This is a genomic window from Streptomyces flavusporus (assembly GCF_046267975.1).
Lineage (GTDB): Bacteria > Actinomycetota > Actinomycetes > Streptomycetales > Streptomycetaceae > Streptomyces > Streptomyces flavusporus.
The window spans coordinates 5,205,859-5,226,092 of the sequence record NZ_CP176503.1; the positions used below are offsets into that span (position 1 = coordinate 5,205,859).

The following is a 20,234-nucleotide window of genomic DNA, read 5'->3' on the forward strand; positions in this document are numbered from 1 at the left end:
AACGGTTCTTCCTGCTGATCCGTGTCAGGCCCGCGGCGATCAGCCGGATCGTGACGGTGGCCAAGATCGTCTCCATCCTGGTCTTCGTCGTCCTGGCGCGCCGACACCGCGCCTGCCCGGTACCCGCACCCCCACAGCCGGTCAGCCCAGCAAGTGCCCGTTCGGAGTCATCGCCGCCCCCTCGTACTCCGGCAGCACCACCACATCCACGCCCGCCCGGGCCAGCGCCCCGCTCCCGTCGGCCCCGGCGACGAACGTGTCCGGCTCCCGCCAGGCCGTCACCACCCGCCGCACCCCGGCGTCGAGGATCAACCGCGCACACGGCCGCGGCCGTGAGGCCCGGCGCACGCAGGGCTCCAGGCTGCTGTACACCGTCGCACCGGCCAGCCTCGGATCGCCGGGGTCGATCTTCGCCAGCGCGGCTTCCTCCGCGTGCACGACCGGATCCCCGGCCTCCCGCGAGTACCCCCGCGCGAGCTCGGTGCCGTCGTCCGCGACCACCACGGCCCCCACGCTGAACGCGGTCTTCGACGGGGGGCACTGCGCGGCCAGTTCACAGGCGAGCGCCAGCCAGTGCCGGTCGGCAGCCGACGGCAGCCCGCCGACGCCCGGTGCGGTGGGCTCGTAGCGCATGAGAACGACGTCACCGATGGCCCGCGTCTCCACCAGGCGCAGCCGCCCGCCCTGATACGGGCCGGGCCCGAAGAGCCGGGGCGCGTCCGGGTCCCCGACGAACAGCGGGGCGAGGACGAGGTGCAGTTCGTCCGCGAGGCCGTCCCGCAGCAGCTGGGTGTGGACGGTCCCGCCCCCTTCGACCATGAGCCGCCGCACTCCCCGTACGTCGTGCAGATGCTCGAGCAGCGCCCGCCAGTCGAGGCCGGGTCCGAGCGCCACGACGTCCGCGGCGAGGTCCGCCGCCCGGAGCCGCCGGGCGCCCTCCGTCGTCGTGTAGACGATCTTCTCCCCGCCCGTGTGCCAGAACTTGGCGGCCGGGTCCAGGTCTCCCGAGCCGCTGACCGTGACCTTCAGCGGATACTCCGGCTTCCCGGCGGCCACGCGGGCGGCACGCCGCTCGGGCGAGTTGACCAGCAGCCGGGGGTTGTCGGCGCGGATCGTGCCGGCGCCGACCAGGATGGCGTCGACGGATGCCCGTACCTCGTCGACCCGGTCGAAGTCGGCGGGGCTGGAGAGCAGGAGGCGCTCGGGGCCGGTGTCGTCCAGGTAGCCGTCGAGGGAGACGGCGGCGGACAGCAGGACGTGGGGGAGGGGCATCGGCGCACCCATCTGGGAAACGGCCGGGACGGCCGGAGACGGCGGGGCTTGGTTCAAGTTTTAAGCAAACCTACACTGGTCGTATGACGACTCGCTGGCTCACCCCCGAGGAGCAGCGCGCCTGGCGCGCGTACATCGCGGCCGCCCACCTCGTGGAGGATGCGCTCGACCGGCAGCTCCAGCAGGAGGCCGGCATGCCGCATCTGTACTACTCCATCCTGGCCAACCTCTCCGAGACCGACGAGCGCCGGCTGCGCATGACCGACCTCGCGGAACGGCTGAAGATCACCCGCAGCCGGCTGACATACGCGGTGACCCGGCTGGAGAAGGACGGCCTGGTGCGGCGGGAGGAATGCCAGTGGGACAAGCGGGGCAGCGTCGCCGCCCTGACGGACGAGGGGATGGCGGTCCTGGAGCGTGCGGCGCCGGGTCATGTCGAGACGGTACGTGCCCTGCTCTTCGACCACCTCACCCCGCAGCAGGTGGGTCAGCTGGAGGAGATCTTCACGGGCGTGACCCGGGCCCTCCAGGGTGACGACCCGCAGAGTGCGCCCACCGATGTCCCCTGGCTGCGCCGTTCGTCGCCCTGTTCGTGAGCCGCGTCACACATCGCCGGCCCCACCTCATCCGCGTTGCTTCAAACTTCAAGCATGGGTAGGGTCCCTGATCGAGAGGCTGCTTCAAAACTGAAGCAGCTGGTACGGTATCGGAGGCCCGCATGCCCGACTTCCCCGCCGCCACGCCGCGCGCCCGCGTCCGGGTACCGCTGCGCTTCCACGACGGCTACAGCGTCGACGCCGAACTGGTCACCTTCCACGGCCTGACCGACGGCCAGGAACACGTGGCCGTCGTCCTCGGCGACCCCGGGCCCGTGCCCCTGGTCCGGCTGCACTCCGAGTGCCTGACCGGCGACGTCTTCGGCTCCGCCCGCTGCGACTGCGGCCCCCAGCTGCGCGAGGCGGTCGAGCGCATCGCGGCCCGCGGCGGCGTCCTGCTCTACCTCCGCCAGGAGGGCCGCGGCATCGGCCTCTACAACAAGCTCGACGCCTACGCCCTCCAGGACCAGGGCCTGGACACCTACGAGGCGAACACCGCCCTCGGCCTCCCGGAGGACGCCCGCGACTACACGTCGGCGGCCCAGATGCTCCAGGCCCTGTCCGTCACGGACCTGGACCTGCTGTCCAACAACCCCGACAAGGCCGACCAGCTGCGCACGCTGGGCCTCACGGTCCGCGACCGTATCCCGACGGGCGTCTTCACCACCGCCCACAACGTCCGCTACCTGCGCGCCAAGGTCCTGCAGACGCAGCACACCCTGCCGCTCGGTCAGCTGACGGAGCTGAACGCGGGCTGAGCGGGAGGGTCGCCGGGCGGACACAAACCCTGGCGCGACCGGCCCCGCGGATGGCGTACACTGGTGTCATACCGACGCGGGGTGGAGCAGCTCGGTAGCTCGCTGGGCTCATAACCCAGAGGTCGCAGGTTCAAATCCTGTCCCCGCTACTGAAGGTCTGAGGCCGGAATCCAGTTCATGGATTCCGGCCTCAGGCGTTACCGGACATGACCGAGGGTTACCGGCATGTCATCCGGTCGGTCCATCCGGCTCGCCCCCCGCCCCCGCTCCGGAAAACCTGGACGGACGAGGCGGTGCGTGGACGTGCGTGGCGGGAGACGAGGGTGCGGCCTGCGGAGGCTGAAGGAGAGGCGCCGTACGCCCGAGGGGGCGGGCGGTTGCCTGAGGAGACGGTCCCTGGCCACGGGCTCGGCGGTGAGGCCGCGCGCCTGCAGGCCGGCCGGAGCGAGGCGCGGCGGATCTCGTACGCGCGCACCTTCGTCCGGGCGCTGCCCGCGCTGCTGCTCGTCACCGGCGGCGTCTACGACTACGTCACACCCCGCCCCTACACCGCGGCCCCCCTGTTCACCGCCGCACCCCTGGTCGCCGCCCCGCTGCTGTCCCGGCGGGCCACGATCCTCACCGGCATCGCGTCCGTCACCGTCGCGCTCGGGCTGCACATCCGGTACGGCACGGCGTTGCGCGTCGACGCGCTCACCGAGCTCGTCACCGTGACGACGGTCGCCGTGCTGGCCGTGCTCATCAATGCGCTGGTACGCCGCAGCCACGCCCGGCTCGACTCGGCGTGGAAGATCGCCGAGGCCGCCCAACGCGCGGTGCTGCCCGAACCCCTCGGGCGGATCGGCGGCTTCGACATCGCGGCACGCTACGAGGCGGCCCAGGCGGACGCCTTCATCGGCGGCGACCTGTACGCGGTGCAGGACAGCCCGCACGGCGTACGGCTCGTCGTGGGCGACGTACGGGGCAAGGGGATGGGCGCGGTGGGGGCCGTCGCCGTGGTCATCGGGGCGTTCCGGGAGGCCGCCGAGCAGGAGGCGACGCTTCAGGGGGTCGCCGAGCGGCTGGAGCGGGCGCTGACGCGCGAGGCCGCGCGGCGCGACGGCGTCGAGGCCACCGAGGGGTTCGCCACCGCCGTACTCGCCGAGCTGCCGCCCGGTGACGGGGTCGTACGGATCCTCAACCGCGGTCATCCGCCGCCGCTGCTGCTGTGTGCCGATGGCGCCGTACGTCCGCTGCCCGCCCGCGAACCCGCGCTACCGCTCGGCATGGGCGATCTGGGCGCCTGGCCGGCCCGTGTGGAGGAGTCCCGTTTTCCGGACGGGGCGATGCTGTTGCTGCACACCGACGGCCTGTCCGAGGCCCGCGACGCGCACGGCAGGTTCTACGACCCCGCGGGGCGACTGGCGGGCCGCACCTTCCGCGGACCCGGCGAGCTGCTCGGCGCTCTGGCCGAAGAAGTGCGTCGGCACTCCGGGGGCGGGATGACCGACGACATGGCTCTGCTCGCCGTACGACGACCGTAACCGGACGTGATCGGGCGAACGCCCTCCGCATAACAACTGACATACAGTCAGAAACTGTGACGCCTTTGAAGCGTGGTCAACTCGCCCGATTTTCGCCGTTCATGGGCCTGTACGTCCGGCCGGAAATCGTTAAAGATCAAGTGGAACCGCTTGGAATTCACGCCCCGCTTCTATTAACGTCCGATAACGCAGCGCGGTCGTCCCAGCCGTCACAAGAGTCGGCTCCGTGCGCACGCGCCGAATCCCGTAAGGGAACCGGGGAACCACCAACTTGGGGTGAATCGGGCGTAAGTCGCCGTGGTAGCACGGCTGATTTACGCGCGTAGGAGACCTTCCTGCTCCGAACCCGTCAGCTAACCCGGTAGGCGAGAAGGAAGGAAAGGAGTACGCCTACGTGGCGTCCAACCGGCCTGCCCCAGAAGCCCCCTTCGTGCCGCCCCAGCGCTCCGGCGACACCGTCGTCTACGGCGGGCAGCGCACCGACGAGGGTCCCTGGGAGGAGTGGAACCCCACCGCGGAGTCCCTCCGCCCCGTACGCGGCCGGCATCGCGTCTCCAAGCAGCGCGGCGGTGGACTCGCCCGCAGCTCCACGGTTCTCGGCGTCGGCGTCATAGCCGCGGTCGGCGCGGGCGGCATGGCCAGCGCGCAGACCGGCAAGCCGCCGGTGTCGATCTCGATGCCCGACCTGCCGGCCGTGGGCGCGCTGATCTCCGACGACTCCGCCGACTCCGACACCTCCGCCGAGACCGCCACCGCTCCGCTCAGCGGCCTCGGCGTGACCACCGCGGACACCGCCCAGGGCACCACCGACGCCGGTGAGGCGCTGCGCACCCGCATCATCGCCCAGGCCGAACAGCAGCAGGACCAGGTCGACACCAAGGCCGCCACCGCCGCCAAGGCCGCCGCCGAGAAGGCCGCCGCCGAAGCCGCCGCCAAGGCCGAGAAGGAGGCCGAGGCCAAGGCCGCCGCCGCGAAGGCGAAGGCCGAGGAGGAGGCCCGCCAGAAGGCCGAGGCCGAGCGCCTCGCCCAGCTGGCCAAGCAGTACGCGCTGCCCACCTCCTCGTACACCATCACCTCGAGCTTCGGTCAGGCCGGTGCCCTGTGGTCCTCCGGCTACCACACCGGCCTCGACTTCGCCGCGCCGACGGGCACGCCGCTCAAGGCCGTGCACAGCGGCACGATCACCGAGGCCGGCTGGAACGGGTCGTACGGCTACAAGACCGTCCTCACCCTCGACGACGGCACCGAGATCTGGTACGCCCACCAGTCGTCCATCAACGTCAGCGTCGGCCAGAAGGTCACCACGGGCGAGGTCATCGGGCGCGTGGGCGCCACGGGCAACGTCACCGGGGCTCACCTGCACCTCGAGGTGCACCCCGACGGTGCGGGCAGCGGCATCGACCCGCTGGCCTGGCTGCAGAGCAAGGGCCTCAACCCCTGACAGCCGCTCCTTTCGAACCCCGGCGGTCCTGACGGCAACCCCCCCGACGTCAGGGCTGCCGGTTCGCGGTGTGTGCGGAACGGCTGTTGCCGGGACCTCATGGCGCCGATCGCTCGGCGCGCCGCTACGACTGGTACGGGTTGTACGCGGGATGCCGTTGGTACTGGGGATACGGCTGGTATGCGGGATACGGTGCCGTCATCGGCCAGGGCGGCACAGCCACCGGTACCGGCGGAGCCGTGACCCGCGCCGCATACTCCAGCGCCGGCCGCGCCACCTCCCGTCGGCGCCACAGCTCCCACAGCAGTTCGCCTTCCCGTACGACGAAGTCCGCGCCGGCCCGGCCCCGGCGCCCGCGATGCCGTAGGAACGCCAGCGACGTCGCGTACGCCTCGTACTGCGCCACCGCCCGCGCGGCCGGCTTCCCCAGGTGGTGCCCGGCGTACTCCCTGGCCAGCCGGCGCGCCCGCATCGAGCCCAGCGCGAACGGCATGGCCGGTGCCAGCCAGCCGGCGGCGACATAGGCCGGCAGTTCCTCGCGCACGGTCCGCAGCTCCCGCTGCCGGGTCCAGATCACCAACCAGGTCAGCAGTCCGAACGTGGGCACCATGAACCCGCCGTACACCGCGAAGAATCCGAAGTTGCCGAAGGTCGCCGAGCCGTTCCAGAACGCGTGCATGCCCATCGCGAGCAGCAGCCCGGACAGCGGCATCAGAACGCGCCGCAGATGCTGGCGCTGCCCGGCGAGCGCCGCGATGCCGAAGCCGATGCCCGTGAGGACGGTGAAGAGGGGGTGCGCGAACGGCGACATGATGACGCGGACGAAGAAGGTCGCCGCTGTGACGGAGGCGATGCCGCTGCCGCCGGTGAGCTGGTCGGTGCCGAAGGCGGTGCCGAGGTAGAGGATGTTCTCGGTGAACGCGAACCCGGTCGCGGTGACCCCGGCGATGACGACACCGTCGACGATCCCGGTGAAGTCCCGGCGGCGGAAGAGGAAGAGCAGGAGTATGGCGGCCGCCTTCGCGGACTCCTCGACGATCGGCGCTATGACGGTGGCGCCCAGGGTGTCCGCGCTCGCCGGATCGGCGGTCGCCGTCGCTATCCATCTCGTCGCGAAGCTGTTGGCGACGATCGCTATCAGCGCCGCCGCGCAGGCGCCCCAGGCGAAGGAGAAGACGAGGTTGCGCCAGGGGCCGGGCTCGACGCGGTCGAGCCAGCGGAAGGCGGCTATGAGGAGCGGTACCGGGAGGATCGCGAGGCCGAGGCCGACCAGAAATCCCTCGGTTCCGGTCTGTTCGCGGACGAGGGCGAGGATGACGAGGCCGGAGATCGCGAGCAGGGTGATCAGCGCGCCGTAACGCACCCACGTGCGCTGCCACCAGTGCGGATGCCGCCGCAGTGCGCCGCCGGTGGGAACGCTGGGGTGCGTCGGGTACGGGGGACTGGTGGCCACGGCATTGACCCTAACGAGGCAGGGGCGCCGCCCGCGAGGGCGCGAGGGCTCAGGCGCCGGTGGAGGACTGGTCGTGGTCCTGCTGGTGGTGCTCTTCGTGCTGTGCGTGTGCGTGTTCTGCGGGGTGCTGTTCGTGCTGTACGCGGCGGAAGAGCAGGTCGTTCACGACATGACCCTTGTCCAGGCCCTGGCCCTCGAAACGGGTGAGCGGGCGGAAGCCGGGGCGTGGCGCGAAACCGCCGTCGGGCCGGGTGTTCTCGAAGGCGGGATGCGCCGTGAGGACTTCGAGCATCTGCTCGGCGTACGGCTCCCAGTCGGTCGCGCAGTGCACGATCGCCCCCGGCCTGAGCCGGGTCGCGGCCAGCGTGAGGAAGGTCGGCTGGATCAGGCGCCGCTTGTGGTGCCGCTTCTTGGGCCAGGGGTCGGGGAAGTAGACGCGCAGCCCGTCGAGGGAGTCGGGGGAGAGCATCTCGCGCAGCAGGATGATGGCGTCGCCGTTGCCCACCCGGATGTTGGTGAGGCCGGACTGGTCGGCGAGGTTGAGGAGATTGCCCTGGCCGGGCGTGTGGACGTCCACCGCGAGGATGTTGGTGTCCGGGTCTGCGGCGGCCATCCGGGCGGTGGCCTCGCCCATCCCGAACCCGATCTCGAGCACGACGGGGTTGGCGTTGCCGAACAACTCCGTCAGGTCGATGACCCGCTGCCCGTCGATGTCCAGTCCCCACTTGGGCCACAGCCGCTGCAACGCGTCGGCCTGTCCGGCGGTCACCCGGCTCCGCCGCGGCTGAAAACTCCGAATCCGCCGCTCGAAGTGCGACCCCGCAGGATCCGCCTTGGGCCCACCAGGAAACCGCGGCCCCCCCTTCCCCCGCGTACGCCGAACAGAGACACCGGGGGTGGGGTGGGGGGTTTCGGGGGTGTGGAGAGAGTCAGACACAGTGGAGTCGATTTTACGCGGCCGAAAGACTGCGCCGGCTCGGCCCGTCAGCCCGCGGGCAGTCGTGCCGCCTGGGGCGGCACGGGTAGGCGCTGGGGTCCCCCCTCTGGGGGAGGCACCCCGTCAGCGCCGGGCTGCGCACCCCACCCCCGCCAGGTGCCACGCCGGTCCCGTGAACCCCGCTCAGCCCACGCCGGTCCCCCTCAGCTCACCGCACCCAACACTGACAACACCCTCCGGGCCACCGCCCTCCCGATCGGCAGAGACGCCGTAGCCGCAGGAGACGGCGCGTTGAGCACATGCACGGCCCGCTCCCCCTCCCGTATCAGAAAGTCGTCCACCAGCGTCCCGTCCCGCAGCACCGCCTGCGCCCGCACCCCCGAAGCCGCCGGCACAAGATCCCCCTCCGTCACCGCCGGCAACAGCCTCCGCACCGCCTCGGTGAACGCCCCCTTCGACACCGACCGCCGCACCTCCCCACCCCCGTACCGCCAGTGCCGCCGCGCCATCCGCCACGCCCCGGGCCAGCTCAGCGCCAGCCCCACCTCACGCGGCCGGATCACCCCCCACCCGTAGCCCTCGCGGGCGAGCGCCGGCACGGCGTTGGGCCCGACGTGCACACCCCCGTCGATCCCGCGCGTGAGATGCACCCCGAGGAACGGGAACGCCGGATCCGGCACCGGATAGACCAGACCCCGCACCAGCTCCGGCCGCCCCAGCTCGTAGTACTCGCCCCGGAAGGGAATGATCCGCATCCCCGGGTCGTCCCCGGTCATCCGCGCGATCTCGTCGCAGTACAGCCCGGCGCAGTTCACCAGCACCCTCCCCCGCACGACCGCCCCGTCCGCGGTCCGCACGGCGACCCCCAGCCCCGCCCGCCGGTCGACCCGCAGCACCTGTGCCCCGTACCGGATGTCCGCTCCGGACGCCTCCGCCAGCTGCCGCGCAACGGCGGCGAAGTCGCAGACGCCGGTCGTACCGACGTGGATCGCCGCCAGCCCCCGCACCTCAGGCTCGTACTCCTCGATCTGCGCCGCGACCAGCTCCCGTACCGGAATGCCGTTCTCCCGGCCGCGCTGCACGAGCGCGTGCAGCCGGGGCAGCTCCGCCCGCTGCGTTGCGACGATCAGCTTGCCGGTGACGGCGTGCGCGATGCCGTACTCCGCACAGAACTTCACCATCTCGGCCGCGCCCCGCACCGCGTACCGCGCTTTCAGGGAGCCGGGGCGGTAGTAGATCCCGCTGTGGATGACGCCGCTGTTGCGCCCCGTCTGGTGCCGGGCCGGGCCCCGCTCCTTCTCCAGCACCGTCACGCGCGTGCCCGGCGCGGCACGCGTGATCGCATACGCCGTCGACAGACCGACGATCCCGCCGCCGATCACCAGCACGTCGCAGTCGTAGGCGATCTTCCGCACCTGCTCCACCTCCCGGCTTCGATAGTGCACTGCGCCACTGACAATGCGCTCAAACCCGGGCGGGCCCTCAGCCGGCCCTTCGGCCTCAGGCCGGTGCCATCAGCAGCGGGCGGGCCCGTTCCCGCAGCTCCACCACGCGCGGTTCGTCGCCGTACGGCTCCAGACGGTGCAGGAGGTCCTTCACGTACTCGGTGGTCCGTGCGGAGGAGATGCGCCCGGCGACCTCGACCGCCCGCACGCCCTGCTCGCAGGCCGCGTCCAGGTTTCCGGACTCCAGTTCGGCGACGGCCGAGACGACGAGCCGCAGGCCGTGGGAGCGGACGTACTCCTCCGTCGGCTTCGACAGCGCCTGCTCGGTGAAGCGGCGGACCTGGCGGGGCGCCTTCAGGTCCCGGTAGCACTCGGCGGCGTCGGCGGCGAAACGGTCGTAGGAGTAGAAGCCGAGCCAGGACGGATCGCTGTCGCCCTCGCGGGACCGCTCCAGCCAGCCCTCGGCGGCCTTCAGGGCCGCTCCGGCCGCCTGGGCGTCACCCGCGCGCGCATGCGCGCGTGCCTCGACGAGCCGGAAAAAGCTCATGGTGCGGGCCGTGGCCAGTCCCCGGTTGCGCTCCAGCGCGGCCTGGGCGAGGTCGACGCCTTCGTCGCCGAAGCCGCGATAGGTGGCCTGGAGCGACATGGACGCCAGGACGTATCCCCCGAGGGGGACGTCGGCCGCCGCGCGGGCCAGGCGCAGGGCCTGGATGTAGTAGCGCTGGGCGGCCTCCTGTTGGCCGGTGTCGAAGGCCATCCACCCGGCGAGGCGGGTGAGTTCGGCGGAGGCGCCGAACAGGGCGCGGCCGACCTCGTCGGAGTACGAGCCGAGCAGCAGCGGGGCCGCCTCCACGCGCAGGCACTCCGGCACCATCGACGAACGCCAGTCGCCGCCCCCGTACTTGGAGTCCCAGCGCCTGGCGTCCTCGGCTGCCTCCCGCAGCTTCTGTACGTCGCTGTGGCCGACTTTGAGCGGTGCGCCGGAGCCCTCGGCGGGGTTCGCGTCCCGCGCGACCGAACTGTCGGCCGGGGTTATCAGCCACCGTGAGGCGGGCGTTGCGTATGCGCTCACTGCGAACGATCCGGCGAGCGACTGCCAGATGCCGCCGGAGCCTGCCCGGCGGCCGGCGAGGTCGAGGCGGTACAGCTCCGTCGCCGACTTCACCGCCTGCCCGACGTCCCGGGGGAAGGCGAGGCCCACCTCGGGTGCGGGATCCGCGTCCGCCAGGCCTATCTCGTGCAGCGGCACCGGGCGGCCGAGCTTCTGGCCGATGGCGGCCGCGATGAGGTGCGGCGCGGCACCCTGCGGCACCATGCCCTTCGACACCCAGCGCGCCACGGACGTCTTGTCGTAGCGAAGCGTCAACCCGCGTTGTGCGCCGAGATCGTTGACCCGTCGTGCGAGTCCTGCGTTGCTGATTCCCGCGAGGGCGAGAACGGCGCCGAGCTTTTCGTTGGGCCCGCGTTGCTCCCTGGACATGCGCCACCCCTCGACACAGACGGCTGCCGCGCTGGCATAACCACGCGGCATTCGTAAACCCAGCGTAGTTCGCCGCATCCCAAGCGTTAAGGGGCATTCTTCCGGATGGCGGGATTGTGGTCCGTACGCAAGTACGGTCCCGGTACGCACAGTTGTGACGTGCTCCCGGTGTGTGGCCGTGCGCCCGTCCGTGCGCTCTTCTCCGGCCACCTCGGGAGCGGTTCCATGGCTGTGCGTGGGTCGGCCCGCTGTACTGGGACCAGTGGGCTGGGGGACACCGCCGCCTCAATCCCCGCGGGCGGCGGACCGGTCCGGGGGGCGAACTCCGCCTCCCGGACCGTGCGCTGACCGAGCAGTGCGCAGAGCCTGTACGGAGCGTGTACGGGGCGCTCGCGGTCGACGTGGCGTAGCAGCGAATTGGCCGAAAATCGACCCGGCTGTCTGTGCGTGATTACCGCGTCCACCATGGTGTTTGAGGGCGCGTTGGGGGTTTTCGGGGAGCGTATCGGGGGCGCATTCGCGTCGCAGTTGCCTTGTGCGGGGCGGGTGTTGAGAGCTCTCGGGCCGGCTGCGGGGTCGCACGGGGCGGTGCGCGGGGCGCATTTCGGGGATCACAAGCGGCACCGTCGACGCTCTGGGGCGCGCGCTTCGTGGCAGCATGGGGAACCGGTTCGTACGGTGCACTGGTTGTCCCCAGCCTGTGGAGGCGTCGATGCGGTGGTTGGTGGGATGGAGCAGCACCGCCGCGGGGGCCGTCGGCCTCGGCTCCGCGGGAGCCACCGGCTACGACGGCGAGACCCTGCACCCGGTCGGCTCCCAACTCCTGTGGGGCGACCCCGATCCGCTGTGGGCGGTCGGCGACTGGCGCCCCGACGAGGTACGGGTGGTCACGGCCGACGCCCAGAGCCGGATCGCGGTGCTCGGCACGTGCGGGGCGTCGGACGAGGAACTGCGGGTCGGGCTGTTCGCCGCGCGCGGAGGGGCACTTCGGCATCTGACGGCCTGGCCGGGCAGCTACACCGCGGTCGTCCAGGTCGGCCGGCGGATCACGGTCTGCGGTGACCTGGCGGGCGCCCGCCCGGTGTTCCACACCCCCTGGGCGGGCGGCACGGCGTACGCGACCGCCGCGCTGCCGCTGGCCGACCTCATCGAGGCCAACCTCGACTTCGGTCACCTCGCGGCCCTGCTGGCCGCCCCCGACGTACCCGCCGCGCTGCAGGACTCCACCCCGTACGACGGCGTGCGGCGCATTCCGCCGGGGCATGCACTGATCCTGCGCGCCGGGGCGCGCGAGATCGCCGGGTACGAGCCGGTGGCCTCCCTCGCCGTCGCGGCGCCACCCGCCGATCCCGACAGCGCGGTCGGTGCCGTGCGCGACGCGCTCGTCGAGGCCGTACGCGCCCGCCTCGCCGCGCCCCGGCACGTCCCCGGCGCCGACATCGACCCCGGGCCCGTGCCCGGCATGGGGCCGGCCGAGCGGCGTGCCGCACGCGGGACGCCGGTGCCCGGCATCGGCGCGGATCTGTCGGGCGGGTCGGCCTCGGGCACCCTCGCCCTGCTGGCGGCGGGGCTGCCCGGGATGCCGGGGACCGTGCTGGGGCACGGCACGGGCGCGGGCGAGCGGCTGCTGGCCGTCACCTTCAACGACCTGGCCGTCGGCGGCCGGGAGGCCGAACTGGAGCGGGCGGGCACCCTGGCCGCCAACCCCCGCCTGCACCACGTGGTGGTGACCGGCGGCGAGGAGACCCTGCCGTACGGCAACCTGGACGGCCCGCTGACGGACGAGCCCGGCCCCAGCCTGGTGACCGCCGTACGGCATCGCACGCGGCTCGCCGCGGGCAGCGCCGACCACCTCACCGGCTACGGCGCCCGACAGGTGCTGGACGCCCATCCGGCGCGCCTGGCCGACCTGTTGATGGACCGGCAGCGGCGGCACCTGGTGCGGCCGGTGGCCGCACTGGCGAAGGCCGAGGGCTCGGTGATGGTTCCCGCGCGCGTGTACGCCGCCGCGCGCCGGCTCGCCCGGACGCCCTACGGCGCGGGTCTGGAGAGGCTCGCCGAGCGGCTGCTCCAGCAGCGGTTCGACGAACCCGGCGGAGCGGTGGGGGCGTCGCTCGCCGCGCTCACCTGGGCCAGACCGGGGCCGGCGGCCCGGTGGCTGACCGGTGAGGCGCTGGCAGAAGTATCGATTCGCTTGCAGGGGGCGACCCATCGCTCCGGAGTAGGACCCGGGCAGCGGCCGGGCGACTTCCGCGCGCGCGGGGCGCTGGCCCGGGCGGCCGCGGATCTCCGCGTACTGGAGCAGGCCGCGGAGATCCGCTTCCAGCGCCTGCACACACCCTTCCTCGACAACCAGGTCGTGCGCGCCTGCCGGGCCCTCCCCGAGGCGCTGCGCGTCCAGCCCGGGGCCCGGGCGGCGATCCTGCGTACGGTCCTGAAGGGCGCCGGCGTCGCCGACCTCCCGCCCGGCTGGGGCGCGCCCTCGCATGCGCCCGCGGCGGCGGCCGCACGTGCGGGACTGCGCGTTGCCGTGGACTCCCTGATGGCGCTGTTCGACACGCCCCTGCTGGCGGAGGCCGGGCTGGTCGAGGCCCGGGTCGTCCGCAAGGCCCTGCGCGCGGCGGCACAGGGCGACCCCCTGCCCCTGGACGGGCTCGCCGACCTGGTGTCCCTGGAGCTGTGGCTGCGCCGCCTGCTCGCCCGGCGCGGCACCTGCTGGACGGGAACACCGGCACGCGCGCGTGCGGTACCGGCGGGGATCACACCGCGCCGGGGGGCGCTGGCCTCGGGCGCGTGAGCCGACGCGCGTGCGGAACGCGCCTCGACGCCCCTTACGAGCAGGTGAACTTCGACGCGGCCCAGTCCGCGAGTGCCAGGTTGTCGAGGGGACTGTGCGGCTCCACCACCAGCCGTACGGTCCTGCGTCCGGTGAGGTCCACATGGACGGGGACGGCGGCGTCGCCGCCCTTGATCACCCCGGACTTCCACAGCTGGACACCATCCGCGTGGACGGAGAAGGAGACCAGGCCGAGCTTCAGCATCCCGTCGTCGACACCGACCCACGCGTCGTAGGAGGCGCACTCGCGGTTGAGGTCGACGGTGACGGAGGACCGGCCGTGGACGGTCACCCCGCGCGCGTACGACGTACCGCCGATCGACAGGCCGCTGCGCTGCCACACCCAGGTGCTGCCGCTGAGCCGCATCTCGGGCTCGGTGCCGTCGCCGGTGAGGTCGTAGGACAGCTCGCTCAGCTGGTAGTCGGTCCCTGGGGGCGGCGGGGTCGGGGTCGGAGTGGGCGTCGCCGTAGGCGTCGGGGTGGGCGTCGGCTCCAGGGTGGGCGTGGGCGTCGGAGCGGGCGCCGCAGTGGGCGTGGGGGACGGTGTGGGTGTCCGGGCCGGATCCGCCGCCGGGACGATCGCCGGCGGCCTCGGAGCGGGCTCCTCGGGCGACGGCGTGGGCGTGGGCGTGGGAGTGGGCGCGGGCGGCTCGGGCCGGACGATCGGCGCGGACGCGCGCGGCCTCGCCTCCGGCTCCTCGGGCGGGCTGTCGTCGCCGGCCAGGGCGAGCGCGACCACCGCGATCGCCGTGGCGACCACCCCGGCCGCGATACCGGCCTTCACCGGCGCACCCAGCCCCTCCGACGCCGCACCACCGGCGCCCGCCCCGCCGGACGAGCCACCGCCCGACGCGCCCGCTGCACCCGCAGCACCCGCTCCGGCGCCTCCGGCGACGATCCCGGCCGCCTTGGCGTACCCGGCGGCTCCGAACCAGCCGATGACCGCAACCGGCACGACGGCGGGGATGCCTCCGGCGACCTCCTCGATCTGGCCGGCGGCCAGCCGGCACCTGGCGCACTCCTCCAGGTGCTTGCGCAGACCCCGCTCGGCGCGGGTGCGCAGCCTGCGGCGGGCGTACGTGCCGAACTGGTCGGCGTAGCGCGCGCACTCCTCGTCGCTGGTGAGGGCGGCACTGACGTGGGCCTGGAGGTAGGCCTGTCTGAGGCCCTCGCGGGCGCGGCTGGCGAGGACGCGGGTGCCGTTGGCGTCGAGCCCGAAGAGCGTGGCGACCTCGCTCGGGGACTCGTCCTCGACCTCGGTGTGCCACAGCACGGCCTGCCAGCGCTCCGGCAGCGACCGGAAGGCCCGCATCGCCAGGGACTGCTCGGCCTCGTGCATCGCCCGTACATCGGCGCCCAGTTCGAGTGTGTCCGGGTTGGACCCGTCCGACCGGGCGGCCTGTGTGGCGAACACCGCGAAGTTGTCGACCAGTTGCTCCCGCTTCGCGGAGTTCGTCCAGTTCGCGGCGACCCGCCTGACGGTGGTGAGCAGATACGCGCGTACGGCGTGCTCGGGCCCGGAGCCGCCGCGTACCGCCTGGAGCATGCGGGCGAAGACCTCGGCGGTGAGGTCGTCTGCGGTGTGGGCGTCCCGGCAGCACGTGCGCGCGTACCGGCGGACCGCGTCCGCGTGGCGCCGGTACAGCTCCTCGTAGGCCGTGTCGTCGCCCGCGCGCATCCGTGTGACCAGGCCGGCGTCGGACGTCGGCGGCGTCAGGAAGCCGTCCCGCCGCCCGTCGCGCTGCGCCGGTACCTGGGGTGGCGTGAGGCCCTCGGCCTCGGTGCCGTCGCCACCGAGTGACTCGTCCCGCCCGTCAACGCCCATCGCGGAAAGCCCCCGCCGCCTGCCCAACCAGCCCCGAACAGGAGCCAGAGTGCCATATTGGCTTTTGTTCAGGAGGCGGAGTGCGGACCATCCACTCGTCCGTGGGGACCTGTTGTGCGCCGGTACCGGTCGTCAGTCGTTCGGGCAAGGCTCAACGGGGGGTCACGGAGGAGGCGTTGGGCCGGGGGTGGCGCACCGCCCCCGACCCGCTGCACCACACGTCACGCCGGTCGCGACCGCAGCCCATCCAGCAGGATGTCCAGCAGCCGCGCCGAAGCCGCCGCCTGCTGCGCGGCATCCGGCAGCGAGGGCGCCGCCGTGGCGATGACCAGCAGGACGTCCGACACCGACACGTCCGGCCGCAGCTCACCCGCCGTGCGCGCCCGCTCCACGAGCTGGCCCACGACGTCCAGCAGCGCCGCCGCCCCGCTGTCTTCCTCGGCCGTCGACGACCCTTCCGGCACGAGCCGCAGCTCACCGGCGCCGGGCTGGATCCGCTGCTGCGGCACCCGCGCCTCGTCGAGCCCGGCGCGTTCGCCGGCCTCGTCCGCGACGCTCACCCGCAGCACCTGCGGCGGCAGCAGCCGCCCGGCACCCGAGGCCACCGACGTACGCAGGAAACGCGACAGCGCCGACCACGGCTCGTCCTCCTGGCCGAGCGCCGCCCGGGCCTGGTCGGTCAGCCGGGAGGTCTCCTCCTCGGCTATCCGCCGGACCAGGACGTCCTTGCTCGGGAAGCGCCGGTACACCGTGCCGACACCGACCCGGGCGCGCCGCGCCACGTCCTCCATCGGCGCGCCGTAGCCCAGCTCGCCGAAGACCTCGCGCGCCGCCCGCAGTACATGCTCGAGATTGCGCTGTGCGTCCACGCGCAGCGGCGTCGTCCGCGGTCCGTCCCCGCGTCCGTTGCCCGCCGCCGCGCCCACCACACCACCAGGTGCGATGGCAGAAGTGGTAGACCAACGAGAGTCCTGAATGTGCATACGAAATCCCCCGGTAATGACGTCTCCCCCCGGAGACTCTCCCCGCCATAGGTAAGCCGGAGCGTGTGGAACAAGCCCGGAACCGCGAGCCCGCCCGCCGGACCACGAGCCTGCCCGTCGCGAGCCCGAGAACCCAGGCACCCGGGAACCCGGCGAGCGCATCCCCCTACACCCCGTCGACACACGAACATAGTTGAGAGGGGCTCAATTCAGAAGGGGCAGGTTCCGCACGGAGCGCCCCCCGATCGGAGTACGGGTCGTATACGTCCCGGTTGCACACCGTTACGCCACCCGGCTCACCCTCGCTGACCTGCACGGCTGTCGCCTGCGCCGACATTTCGGCCACCCCCGCGCATGCCCCGCGCGCGGTCACACAATTTGCCGGAGCTGTGGACAAACGCAAGCGCCGGGTGCGTCATGGGATGGTGAAGGAACCTGCGCGCATTCTCGTTGTCGGCGGCGGCTACGTCGGGATGTACACGGCCCTGCGCCTGCAGCGGAAGCTGAAACGGGAACTCGGGCGCGGCGAGGCCGAGATCACGGTCGTCACGCCCGACCCGTACATGACGTACCAGCCGTTCCTCCCCGAGGCGGCCGCCGGTTCCATCTCCCCCCGCCATGTCGTCGTACCGCTCCGCCGCGTCCTGGCCGACTGCCGGGTCGTCATCGGCGAGGTCCGCTCCATCCGACACGCCGAACGCGTCGCGACCCTCACCACCCTCGCCACCGAGGAGGAGGGCACCGGCACCGAGCAGCTGTCGTACGACGAACTCGTCCTCGCCCCCGGGTCCGTCTCGCGCACCCTGCCCGTCCCCGGCCTCGCCGACCACGGCATCGGCTTCAAGACCGTCGAGGAGGCCATCGGCCTGCGCAACCACGTCCTGGAGCAGATGGACATCGCCTCCTCCACCCGCGACCCCGCCATCCGCGACGCGGCCCTCACCTTCGTCTTCGTGGGCGGCGGGTACGCCGGAGTCGAGGCACTCGGCGAGCTGGAGGACATGGCCCGCTACGCCACGCGCTACTACCACAACGTCCAGCCCGAGGACATGAAGTGGATCCTCGTCGAGGCCTCGGACCGCATCCTCCCCGAGGTCGGCGAGGAAATGGGCCGCTACACGGTCACCGAACTACGCCGCCGCAACATCCAGGTGCTCCTGGGCACCCGCCTCGAATCCTGCGCCGACCGGGTCGCGGTCCTCAGCGACGGACAACGATTCCCCACGCGTACGGTCGTCTGGACGGCCGGCGTGAAACCCCATCCGCTGCTCGCCGCCACCGACCTGCCGCTCACCGAGCGCGGCCGACTGCAATGCACCGCCGAACTGTCGATCGAGGGGCACGCGCACGCGTGGGCCGCGGGAGACGCCGCTGCCGTACCCGACGTCACCGTCGGCGCACCCGGCACCACATGCGCCCCCAACGCCCAGCACGCGCTCCGTCAGGCCAAGGTTCTCGGCGACAACATCGTCCACTCCCTGCGCGGCGAACCCCTCCAGACGTACGCCCACAAGTACGCCGGTTCGGTCGCCTCCCTCGGACTGCACAAGGGCGTCGCCCACGTCTACGGGCGCAAACTGAAGGGCTACCCCGCGTGGTTCATGCACCGCGCCTACCACCTCAGCAGGGTGCCCACCTTCAACCGCAAGGCGCGCGTGCTGGCGGAATGGACCCTCGCGGGCCTCTTCAAACGGGAGATCGTCTCGCTCGGTTCACTCGAACATCCCCGAGCCGAGTTCGAACTCGCGGCCGGTGGAAAGCCTCCTTACGACCCGAAGGGGTCGACCTGACCCTCGCGAGGAACTCCTGCGGCCACCCCGGCGTCTGACGGATGTCGGCACGGTCGGCCACACTGCCAGACTGATCCCCGCGACAGGGCGAGCCCCTGCCCACCAACCCACGAGGCTTCTCCCAAGTGCTGTACTTCCCAGGGGCCGTGACAAGGTACGGCCATCGACGTACGACCCCCGGGGGACCGGGCCGGATCCGGAGCCGGCCGACGACGACTACACGAGGCAAGGATTCGTGAACTTCACGCGCTGGAGCGCCCGGCTCCCCGGAACGCAGCGCCGCGCCGCAGCGCGGACCGCACACACGGTCACCCCGGACCGGCGAGGTGATGGCTCCGTCCCCGCAGCCCGCACCGAACACCTGACCGACGACCCGGTGCCGGTCCCCGCCGTGGACGACCTCCCGGTACGCGAGGTCCTCGACCGAGTCCCCGCCCTCGTCGCCCTGGTCCACGGCCCCGACCACCGCCTCGCCTACGTCAACGACGCCTACGCCACCGCCTTCGGCGTACGCCCGCCCGGCGCACCCGCCCGCGAGGCCCTGCCGGAACTCCATGAACTGGGCCTGCTGCCCCTCCTGGACCAGGTCCTGCGCAGCGGCAAGCCCCGCACGGTCAAGTCCCGCAAGGCCCCCGACGGCCGCTCCTACACCTTCACCTGCACCCCGGTCGCCGAGGGCGACGGCAGCGACCCCGGCGTCCTCGTCTTCGCCACGGACGTCACCGACCACGCCGAGGCCGCCGAACGCCTCCGCGCCAGCGAACGCCGGCAGCGCGAGACCGCCGTCACCCTCCAGCGCTCCCTGCTCCCCCAGGAGCTGGAACAGCCCGACGACCTCCGCATCGCCGCCACCTACCAGCCCGGCGGCACCGAGGCCGCCGTCGGCGGCGACTGGTACGACGTGATCACCCTGGGCGGCGGCCGCACGGCCCTGGTCATCGGCGACGTCATGGGCAGAGGCGTCCGTGCCGCCGCGGTCATGGGCCAGCTCCGTACCGCCGTCCGCGCGTACGCCCGCCTCGACCTGCCCCCGCACGAGGTCCTCCAGCTCCTCGACGGCCTCGCCGCGGAGATCGACGCCAATCAGATCGCCACGTGCGTGTACGCCGTCCACGACCCGAACGAGGGACGGCTGGTGTACGCCTCGGCCGGCCACCTCCCCATCCTCGTCCGCGACGACAGCGGCAACGTCCTGCAGGCCGACGAACCCACCGGCCCGCCCCTCGGGACGGGCGGCTGGATGCACACCTCGGGCTCGATCCCCCTGGGCCCCGGCTCCACCGCCGTCCTCTACACGGACGGCCTGGTGGAGCGCCGGGACAAGGACCTGGACGAGGGCATCGCCGCCCTCGAGCGCGCCCTGGCAGGCGCGACCGGCACCCCGCAGGTCATCTGCGACCGCCTGGTCCGCTCGGCGGGCGTGACGGCGGACCACGACGACGACGTCGCCGTCCTGGTTCTCCAGCATCCAGCCCGTACGGGCCCGGAGAGCGACCTGTTCCGCAACGCGGCCCTGGAACTGCTCGGCGGCGTGGAAGCGGCCCCACGCGCGCGTGCGTTCGCCTCCGGCGTCCTCACCAGCTGGCGCTTCCCACCCGACCTGCATGACCTCGGCGTCCTCGCGGCGAGCGAGCTGGTCGCCAACTCCCTCCAACACGGCACCCCACCCATGCGCCTCCGCCTACGCCGCACCGACCGCCGCCTGATCGTCGAGGTCACCGACGGCAACGACCACCTCCCCCGCCGCCGCCGCGCAGAACCGGGCGACGAGTCGGGCCGAGGCATCGCCATCGTCGCGACCATCGCCTCCAACTGGGGCAGCAGACGAACCCCGGGCGGCGGAAAAGCAGTGTGGTGCGAGTTCGCCCTCCCGAAGGCCTGACAACGACGCCGTA

At 72.6% G+C, this 20,234-nt stretch carries 14 protein-coding genes, 1 tRNA gene and 1 riboswitch; of the genes, 8 read left to right on the forward strand and 7 right to left on the reverse strand.

Annotated elements, in window-relative coordinates; all coding sequences use genetic code 11:
• Positions 1 to 141: 141 nt before the first annotated feature.
• The gene (locus ACKTSN_RS24695) at positions 142 to 1,272 is read right to left on the reverse strand and encodes a dihydrofolate reductase family protein (RefSeq protein WP_409471104.1); all 1,131 of its coding nucleotides are present in this window, start codon (positions 1,270 to 1,272) and stop codon (positions 142 to 144) included.
• A gap of 83 nt (positions 1,273 to 1,355) precedes the next feature.
• Here ACKTSN_RS24695 and ACKTSN_RS24700 point away from each other — a divergent pair, with 83 nt between their 5' ends.
• The 5 genes from ACKTSN_RS24700 (at position 1,356) to ACKTSN_RS24720 (ending at position 5,590) form a co-directional block, all read left to right on the forward strand.
• Positions 1,356 to 1,868, forward strand: a complete 513-nt coding sequence (locus tag ACKTSN_RS24700; RefSeq protein ID WP_409471105.1) for a MarR family winged helix-turn-helix transcriptional regulator — start codon at positions 1,356 to 1,358, stop codon at positions 1,866 to 1,868.
• Between the two features lie 122 nt (positions 1,869 to 1,990).
• Positions 1,991 to 2,626: a GTP cyclohydrolase II gene (locus tag ACKTSN_RS24705; protein WP_385264396.1), complete on the forward strand. Its 636-nt coding sequence runs from the start codon at positions 1,991 to 1,993 to the stop codon at positions 2,624 to 2,626.
• A 75-nt stretch (positions 2,627 to 2,701) separates the two neighbouring features.
• A tRNA-Met gene (locus ACKTSN_RS24710) sits at positions 2,702 to 2,775 on the forward strand.
• Between the two features lie 174 nt (positions 2,776 to 2,949).
• Positions 2,950 to 4,149, forward strand: a complete 1,200-nt coding sequence (locus ACKTSN_RS24715) for a PP2C family protein-serine/threonine phosphatase (protein WP_409471106.1) — start codon at positions 2,950 to 2,952, stop codon at positions 4,147 to 4,149.
• Between the two features lie 225 nt (positions 4,150 to 4,374).
• A riboswitch (cyclic di-AMP (ydaO/yuaA leader) is annotated at positions 4,375 to 4,532 on the forward strand.
• Positions 4,533 to 4,543: 11 nt separating this feature from the next.
• Positions 4,544 to 5,590 carry a M23 family metallopeptidase gene (locus tag ACKTSN_RS24720; protein WP_409471107.1) on the forward strand — a complete coding sequence of 349 codons (1,047 nt, stop codon included), beginning with the start codon at positions 4,544 to 4,546 and terminating at the stop codon, positions 5,588 to 5,590.
• Positions 5,591 to 5,714: 124 nt separating this feature from the next.
• Here the strand turns inward: ACKTSN_RS24720 and ACKTSN_RS24725 are convergent, their stop codons facing one another.
• From ACKTSN_RS24725 to ACKTSN_RS24740, 4 genes are all read right to left on the reverse strand, one after another.
• On the reverse strand, positions 5,715 to 7,043 hold the full coding sequence (locus ACKTSN_RS24725) for a PrsW family intramembrane metalloprotease (RefSeq protein ID WP_409471108.1): 1,329 nt from the start codon (positions 7,041 to 7,043) through the stop codon (positions 5,715 to 5,717).
• Between the two features lie 49 nt (positions 7,044 to 7,092).
• Positions 7,093 to 7,980 carry a tRNA (guanosine(46)-N7)-methyltransferase TrmB gene (gene trmB / locus ACKTSN_RS24730; RefSeq protein WP_409471109.1) on the reverse strand — a complete coding sequence of 296 codons (888 nt, stop codon included), beginning with the start codon at positions 7,978 to 7,980 and terminating at the stop codon, positions 7,093 to 7,095.
• Positions 7,981 to 8,183: 203 nt separating this feature from the next.
• Positions 8,184 to 9,395: an L-2-hydroxyglutarate oxidase gene (gene lhgO / locus ACKTSN_RS24735; protein ID WP_409474912.1), complete on the reverse strand. Its 1,212-nt coding sequence runs from the start codon at positions 9,393 to 9,395 to the stop codon at positions 8,184 to 8,186.
• 85 nt (positions 9,396 to 9,480) lie between these two features.
• Positions 9,481 to 10,905 (reverse strand): MFS transporter, encoded by a 1,425-nt coding sequence (locus ACKTSN_RS24740; RefSeq protein WP_129798599.1) that lies wholly within the window; start codon positions 10,903 to 10,905, stop codon positions 9,481 to 9,483.
• Positions 10,906 to 11,617: 712 nt separating this feature from the next.
• Between ACKTSN_RS24740 and ACKTSN_RS24745 the strand changes: the two genes are divergently transcribed.
• Complete coding sequence (locus ACKTSN_RS24745; RefSeq protein WP_409471110.1) at positions 11,618 to 13,702, forward strand: asparagine synthase-related protein; 2,085 nt, start codon at positions 11,618 to 11,620, stop codon at positions 13,700 to 13,702.
• Positions 13,703 to 13,736: 34 nt separating this feature from the next.
• Here the strand turns inward: ACKTSN_RS24745 and ACKTSN_RS24750 are convergent, their stop codons facing one another.
• Both ACKTSN_RS24750 and ACKTSN_RS24755 read right to left on the reverse strand, forming a co-directional pair.
• On the reverse strand, positions 13,737 to 15,566 hold the full coding sequence (locus ACKTSN_RS24750) for a sigma-70 family RNA polymerase sigma factor (RefSeq protein ID WP_409471111.1): 1,830 nt from the start codon (positions 15,564 to 15,566) through the stop codon (positions 13,737 to 13,739).
• Positions 15,567 to 15,787: 221 nt separating this feature from the next.
• Entirely contained in the window at positions 15,788 to 16,549 is a 762-nt protein-coding gene (locus ACKTSN_RS24755) for a TetR/AcrR family transcriptional regulator (RefSeq protein WP_409471112.1), read from the reverse strand.
• Between the two features lie 422 nt (positions 16,550 to 16,971).
• Between ACKTSN_RS24755 and ACKTSN_RS24760 the strand changes: the two genes are divergently transcribed.
• Both ACKTSN_RS24760 and ACKTSN_RS24765 read left to right on the forward strand, forming a co-directional pair.
• Positions 16,972 to 18,339: an NAD(P)/FAD-dependent oxidoreductase gene (locus ACKTSN_RS24760; RefSeq protein ID WP_409471113.1), complete on the forward strand. Its 1,368-nt coding sequence runs from the start codon at positions 16,972 to 16,974 to the stop codon at positions 18,337 to 18,339.
• A 235-nt stretch (positions 18,340 to 18,574) separates the two neighbouring features.
• Positions 18,575 to 20,221 carry an ATP-binding SpoIIE family protein phosphatase gene (locus ACKTSN_RS24765; protein ID WP_409471114.1) on the forward strand — a complete coding sequence of 549 codons (1,647 nt, stop codon included), beginning with the start codon at positions 18,575 to 18,577 and terminating at the stop codon, positions 20,219 to 20,221.
• Positions 20,222 to 20,234: the final 13 nt, after the last annotated feature.

Coding starts and splice junctions, on each gene's coding strand:
- ACKTSN_RS24695 (WP_409471104.1), bottom strand. CDS start 1,272: ATGCCCCTCCCCCACGTCCTGCTGTCCGCCGCCGTCTCCCTCGACGGC.
- ACKTSN_RS24700 (WP_409471105.1), top strand. CDS start 1,356: ATGACGACTCGCTGGCTCACCCCCGAGGAGCAGCGCGCCTGGCGCGCG.
- ACKTSN_RS24705 (WP_385264396.1), top strand. CDS start 1,991: ATGCCCGACTTCCCCGCCGCCACGCCGCGCGCCCGCGTCCGGGTACCG.
- ACKTSN_RS24740 (WP_129798599.1), bottom strand. CDS start 10,905: ATGTCCAGGGAGCAACGCGGGCCCAACGAAAAGCTCGGCGCCGTTCTC.
- ACKTSN_RS24745 (WP_409471110.1), top strand. CDS start 11,618: ATGCGGTGGTTGGTGGGATGGAGCAGCACCGCCGCGGGGGCCGTCGGC.
- ACKTSN_RS24750 (WP_409471111.1), bottom strand. CDS start 15,566: ATGGGCGTTGACGGGCGGGACGAGTCACTCGGTGGCGACGGCACCGAG.
- ACKTSN_RS24755 (WP_409471112.1), bottom strand. CDS start 16,549: ATGCACATTCAGGACTCTCGTTGGTCTACCACTTCTGCCATCGCACCT.
- ACKTSN_RS24760 (WP_409471113.1), top strand. CDS start 16,972: ATGGTGAAGGAACCTGCGCGCATTCTCGTTGTCGGCGGCGGCTACGTC.